The sequence below is a fragment of the Mesorhizobium sp. M1A.F.Ca.IN.020.06.1.1 genome, from assembly GCF_004023265.1.
GTDB lineage: Bacteria > Pseudomonadota > Alphaproteobacteria > Rhizobiales > Rhizobiaceae > Mesorhizobium.
In genome coordinates this window covers 1-846 of sequence record NZ_RZSR01001509.1, presented here as the reverse complement: position 1 = coordinate 846, position 846 = coordinate 1, and the positions used below count along the sequence as shown (strand labels likewise).

Here is an 846-nt window from a genome sequence, read left to right as displayed (position 1 = left end):
GCCCTGAGCCCTCCACAAGACTGCGGGCGACCATGGGCAGTTCTCGTACCGAACGAGCGACATCATCAAGGGCGATTGGCCTGTCGCTTTCGGGAACGTCGATCCTGACCACGTTGTTCTTGCCCAGCAGCAGGTAGGCCTGACCGAGTGCATTCTTGGACTGCGCCCGGGCGGCAGCATTGAAGCTGCGCATGAAGGCCCACTCCATGGCGCCTCCGGATCGCGCCTTCTCATTGATGGTGAAGGTTGCTTCACCGGTGCCAAGACTTAGGATGCGCACGTTCTCGCGCGGGACATCAAAGCAGGCGAGAGCATCAACGACGGCGTTCATGACTGGATTGTTCGCCCAGATCCCGCCGTCGATCATGATGTAGCCGTCATCATCCACGCCCGGGTAATAGGAAGGCGCCGCGGTCGTATGCAGAGCGACATGGGCGAACTTCTTGTGTCGATCCTTCTGATAGTCCGGGTGGTGCGGCGTCTTGTACAGGAAGGGCTCACCATGGCGCCCCTCGAAGCTCGGGATCACCAGACGATTGATTGAAGCATCGAGCACCTTGTCTCCGAAGGTTCGGAGCAGTTCTTCCCTCAGGGCATTCTGGTCATGCTTCGGTCTGAATATCCATCGCACGGCGCGGGCCAACCTGCCGACGCCGGAGCGGGCAGGAAAAATGCGCTCGCCTCTCTCCAGATAGATTTCGAGCGCTTGTTGGCCTGTCATTCCATGGCCAAGCGCCAGCGCGATGATGCCGCCAGTCGACGTGCCGGCGATCATGTCGAAGTGATTGGCGACGGATGCACCGCCGAGAAAGCGCTTCTCGATCTCGCCCAGGTAGGCCGCAGGGA

General features: G+C 60.4%; 1 protein-coding gene. It reads right to left on the bottom strand.

Going from position 1 to position 846, the window contains the following annotated elements; translation table 11 throughout:
- Positions 1-846 (bottom strand): CBASS cGAMP-activated phospholipase (locus EOA60_RS35190; protein WP_164899882.1); only part of this gene is annotated, 846 nt, incomplete at both ends.